Source organism: Aquabacterium sp., assembly GCF_035476535.1.
Taxonomy (GTDB): domain Bacteria; phylum Pseudomonadota; class Gammaproteobacteria; order Burkholderiales; family Burkholderiaceae_C; genus Pseudaquabacterium.
Window position 1 is genome coordinate 1 of record NZ_DATILJ010000077.1, and the last position, 4,107, is coordinate 4,107.

The window sequence follows — 4,107 nt, forward strand, 5'->3', positions numbered from 1 at the left end:
CCAGTACAGCCGCTGCTCGTCCGGATGCCAGAACGGCGATTCACCCAGCACCGACGGCGGCACCGGCAGCGCTTCGATAGCGCTCGATTGGAGCGTCAGCATCAGATCGTCGCCACCTCGAGCTTCATCCAGGCCTCGAACACCTCTCCCGGCAGCAGGTTTTGCAGGCCATGGCTGGCGGGTTCAGCGAGGTGGAAGGCGTTGTTGACATGGCTGACCGGCTCGATGCAGAAGTAGTCGCGATCGGCCGGCGTGTAGACCACCAGGTAGGGCAGCGACGAGCTCAGGCGCAACGACAGCTTCTCGTCGCGGATGCGCGCCGCGCCATGCCAGCCGCCAAAGCAGTTGTCGAAGGCCAGGTGGGCGACATCGCCATCGATGCTGGCCTGGGCCACCTTGCGCGTGGGCAACTGGTTCACATCGGCCTCCCAGCGCTCGGCCACTTCGATGTGCAGCCGGCTGCGCGAGCGCTTGGGGAAATACGGATGCCAGCCCAGGCCCGCCGGCTGCGGCAGCGTGGCGGTGTTGGTGAACGACAGCTGCAGCTCCAGCGCGGCCGGCGTCAGCACCACGCGCTGCAGCACCGAGAAGTCGAAGGGCCAGTCGGCATCGGCCGTGTGCTCGTAGCGCAGTTCGGCTTCGGCGTCGCTCTGACGGATCACGGTCCACGGCCGTTGCCAGGCCACGCCGTGCATCGGGTGCGGCGAGCCTTCGTAGTTCGGCCGCACCGTGTGATCCTGGCCCTGCCAGCGAAAGCGTCCGAAGCCCAGCCGGTTGCTGTACGGCGCCATCGCAAAACCGGCGCCGGCATTCGGCTTGTCGAGCACCGCCGCATCACCGCTGCGCAGCACCGGCAGGCCAGCCCGCCAGAAGCCCGCAATGCTGGCACCGAGATCGGGGCGCAGGGCCAATTGCAGTTCACCGGCATGCAGCTCAACAGGAGAAGAAGGTGTGGTCATGAGGTCTCGCGGGGAAGGATTCGGAAGGATCTGCGCTCAAGGCGTGGCATCGGTCTGGGTGCCGCGGTTCAGCGTGTGCACGTGGCCGCTACCGTCCTGGGTGCGCAGCGCGCGCAGCGTCGCCGCCGCGCCCTGCATCACCAGGCTCAGGTCGGCCGCCACGGCCAGGTAATCGAAGGCCATCGCACGGTAGCGCGTCGCGGCGTCCTGCGTCAGCGCCAGCGTGCCGATCGGTTTGCCCACCGCCTTGGCGCGTTGCACGGCCTCGGCGATCAGGCTCAGCACCTTGGCGTGCGTGGTCTCGCCGGGCAGGCCCAGGCTGCCCGCCAGATCGGCTGGGCCGACGAACAGCGCATCGATGCCAGGCACGGCGGCGATGGCTTCGATCTGCGCGACGGCCGCCGCGCTTTCGATCTGCACGATCACGCCGATCTGCTGGTTCGCCGTCTGCAGGTAGTTCGGCGTGGTGCCGAAGCGCGAGGCGCGGCTCATTGCGGCGATGCCGCGCACGCCTTCGGGCGGGAAGCGCGTGGCGGCCACCGCGCGGCGGGCTTCATCGGCGTCCTGCACCATCGGGAACAGCACCGTCGTCGCGCCGGCGTCGAGCACACGCTTGACCATCACCGCATCGTTCCACGGCACCCGCACCACCGGCAGCATGCGGGTGTTGCCCACCGCCTGCAGCATGTGCATCACGCCCATCATCTCCAGCGGCGTGTGCTCCATGTCGATCACGCCCCAGTCGAATCCGGCATGGCCCATGGCTTCGACGACGATGGCGCTGGCCGACATCACCCAGCAGCCCAGCGGCGGCTGGCTGCCGGCGGATTTCATCAGCCTGCTGAACGGGTTCATGCAAGGGGCTCCGGGTCAGCCGAGCTCGGCCTTCAGGTAATGCGCGCCGGCGATCGGGTTGAAGTAGTACGGCGGAATGGTCTCGAAGCCCAGCGATTCGTACAGCCCGCGGGCGGCCTCCATGTCGTCCAGCGTATCGAGCAGCAGCGCCGAGTAGCCGGCTTCGGTGGCGCGGTCCATCAGCGCCTGGGCCAGGATGCGGCCGAGGCCGAAGCGCCGGAACGCGCGGCGCACGTACAAGCGCTTCATTTCGCAAGCATTGGCGTAGTCGACATCGGCCACGGGCCGCAGCGCGCCGCAACCGGCCAGTTCATCGTCGACGAAGGCCAGCAGCAGCGCGCCTTGGGGCGGCGCGTAGTCACCTGGCAACGTGGCCAGCTCCTGATCGAAATTCTGGAAGCACAGGTCGACTCCCAGGCCCTGCGCGTACTCGCGAAAGATCTCGCGCGTGGCTTCCAGCAGCGCCGGGGAATCGGGCGTCTGCAGACGAATGACAGGCGACTGCATCGAATCGGTGAAGCCAGGGGTGCGATGAGTCTAACCGCCCAGCCGGGCGATCCACAGCGACAGCCCTGCGCACAACACGACCAGCACCAGCGCCAGCAGGCGCGTACGGGGCGTGTCAGCGGCCGCGGGCACATCGGCCGGCAGCTGCTTGTCGCCATTCAGCATCGGCTTGACCAGGTTGCTGCCGCGCAGCGCATAGAACAGGATTGCAGCCAGGTGCAGCACCACCAGGCCGATGATGATCCACTGCCCCCAGCCTTTGTGCCAGGCGGTGGCCTGCAGGCCGGTGGCAGTGCTCACGAAGCGGTTCAATGGCCCGGTGGTGGCGATCTCATCATCGGCGAACAGCCCGGTGGCCACCTGCACGATCAGCATCGCCAGCATCGCCAGCACCGAGAAGCTGCCCAGCGGGTTGTGGCCGACCTCGAAGTGGTCACCCGCGCGGTGCTCGCCGCGCAGGTAGCGCAGCACCGCGCCCGGCATGCGAACGAAGCTCGCGAAGCGCGACCAGCGCCCCCCCACCACGCCCCACAGCAGCCGGAACACCAGCAGCGCCAGCACCAGCAGGCCCAGCCGGATGTGCCAGACCAGCGCGTTGCCGCCGATCGTGCCGGTGATCACCTGCCCAAGCACGGCCGCGGCCAGCAGCCAGTGGAAGCAGCGTGTGGGAAGGTCCCACACGCGGACGGGACGGAGTTCGGCGGGCTCGGTCATGCGCACGGATCCTTGGCGATCAGGCTGTGAAGCTCGTGACGATAGCCCATGGCCATGGCTGGCGCAGCCAGGGAAACGCCCGGAACCGCAAGATCACCCTCGGGCAAGTCCCGTGGAATACCGCGGCCATCGCCCACGTACACTGCCCGACGCCCAGCTTGACCGCCAGGGCCGCCCCAGCCTATCTAGCCCGGAGGATCCCGCATGAAACGTCTGCTCGTGGCCACTGTCACGGCCCTTGGTGCACTGGCCAGCCTGCCCGCTGCCGCCCAGTTCCAGAAACCCGAAGATGCCATCAAGTACCGCCAGAGTGCGCTGACCCTGATGGGCAACCATTTCGGCCGCATCGCCGCAATGACGCAAGGCAAGGCGCCGTTCGACGCCAAGGTCGCCGCGGACAACGCACAGATCGTCGCGACGCTGTCGCGACTGCCCTACACCGCGTTCGGCGACGGCACCGACAAGGGCGCACCGACCCGCGCAAAGCCCGAGGTCTGGAGCCAGAACGCCAAGTTCAAGGAAGCGGCCGAGAAGATGATTGCCGAGGTCGCCAAGCTGGATGCCGCGGCCAAGACCGGCAGCCTCGATCAGCTGAAGACCGCCGTTGGCGCCGTCGGCAGTTCCTGCAAGGGCTGCCACGACGACTTCCGGGCCGAGAAGTACAGCAGCAACTGATCCTTCGGCTCACACCGATCGACGGGCCCCGGAGTGCGGGGCCTTTTTCATGGCGGCGTCACGGCGGAATGACCAGGTGGCCGCGGTAGCCTGCCACGCGCCCCAGCCCCGGCAGCGCGGCCTCGACATGGAAGTGCAGCTGGTCGCCCTGCCCGGTTTCATGGGCCACGATCTGCGGCATCAGCCAGCGGGGGCAGGGAATGCCCAGCAGCTGCAGGCGCCTGAGTCGCATCTCGAAGCGGCCCTGGACTTCGTGCACCTCGAAGGCCAGCCGCACCGGGCCGAAGGATTCCAGCACCTGGCTGGCCTGCAACTGCAGGCGCGATCGCATCGTGCGGGACGGGAAGTGGCGCGTCCAGGTCTCGTCGTTGGCCCGGGCCTCGAGCTCGAAGCGGAT

General features: G+C 68.1%; 6 protein-coding genes. 1 reads left to right on the forward strand and 5 read right to left on the reverse strand.

The features are described from left to right. Window positions 1-101 precede the first annotated feature (101 nt). From VLK61_RS07715 to VLK61_RS07730, 4 genes are read right to left on the reverse strand one after another with little or no spacing between them, the layout of a single operon-like run. Window positions 102-959 carry an aldose 1-epimerase gene (locus tag VLK61_RS07715; RefSeq protein WP_325419842.1) on the reverse strand — a complete coding sequence of 286 codons (858 nt, stop codon included), beginning with the start codon at window positions 957-959 and terminating at the stop codon, window positions 102-104. Between the two features lie 36 nt (window positions 960-995). Continuing rightward, window positions 996-1,814: an HpcH/HpaI aldolase family protein gene (locus VLK61_RS07720; protein ID WP_325419844.1), complete on the reverse strand. Its 819-nt coding sequence runs from the start codon at window positions 1,812-1,814 to the stop codon at window positions 996-998. 15 nt (window positions 1,815-1,829) lie between these two features. Next, window positions 1,830-2,321, reverse strand: a complete 492-nt coding sequence (locus tag VLK61_RS07725) for a GNAT family N-acetyltransferase (protein ID WP_325419846.1) — start codon at window positions 2,319-2,321, stop codon at window positions 1,830-1,832. Window positions 2,322-2,351: 30 nt separating this feature from the next. After that, entirely contained in the window at window positions 2,352-3,035 is a 684-nt protein-coding gene (locus tag VLK61_RS07730) for a cytochrome b/b6 domain-containing protein (protein ID WP_325419848.1), read from the reverse strand. A gap of 204 nt (window positions 3,036-3,239) precedes the next feature. Here VLK61_RS07730 and VLK61_RS07735 point away from each other — a divergent pair, with 204 nt between their 5' ends. Further along, complete coding sequence (locus VLK61_RS07735; RefSeq protein WP_325419850.1) at window positions 3,240-3,710, forward strand: c-type cytochrome; 471 nt, start codon at window positions 3,240-3,242, stop codon at window positions 3,708-3,710. Between the two features lie 58 nt (window positions 3,711-3,768). Here the strand turns inward: VLK61_RS07735 and VLK61_RS07740 are convergent. Beyond that, the coding region (locus tag VLK61_RS07740; protein ID WP_325419852.1) for a DUF4166 domain-containing protein at window positions 3,769-4,107 on the reverse strand (339 nt) is incomplete at its 5' end.

Excerpts from the sequence above, each read along its gene's own strand:
- VLK61_RS07715 (WP_325419842.1), bottom strand. The coding sequence starts at position 959 with ATGACCACACCTTCTTCTCCTGTTGAGCTGCATGCCGGTGAACTGCAA.
- VLK61_RS07720 (WP_325419844.1), bottom strand. The coding sequence starts at position 1,814 with ATGAACCCGTTCAGCAGGCTGATGAAATCCGCCGGCAGCCAGCCGCCG.
- VLK61_RS07725 (WP_325419846.1), bottom strand. The coding sequence starts at position 2,321 with ATGCAGTCGCCTGTCATTCGTCTGCAGACGCCCGATTCCCCGGCGCTG.
- VLK61_RS07730 (WP_325419848.1), bottom strand. The coding sequence starts at position 3,035 with ATGACCGAGCCCGCCGAACTCCGTCCCGTCCGCGTGTGGGACCTTCCC.
- VLK61_RS07735 (WP_325419850.1), top strand. The coding sequence starts at position 3,240 with ATGAAACGTCTGCTCGTGGCCACTGTCACGGCCCTTGGTGCACTGGCC.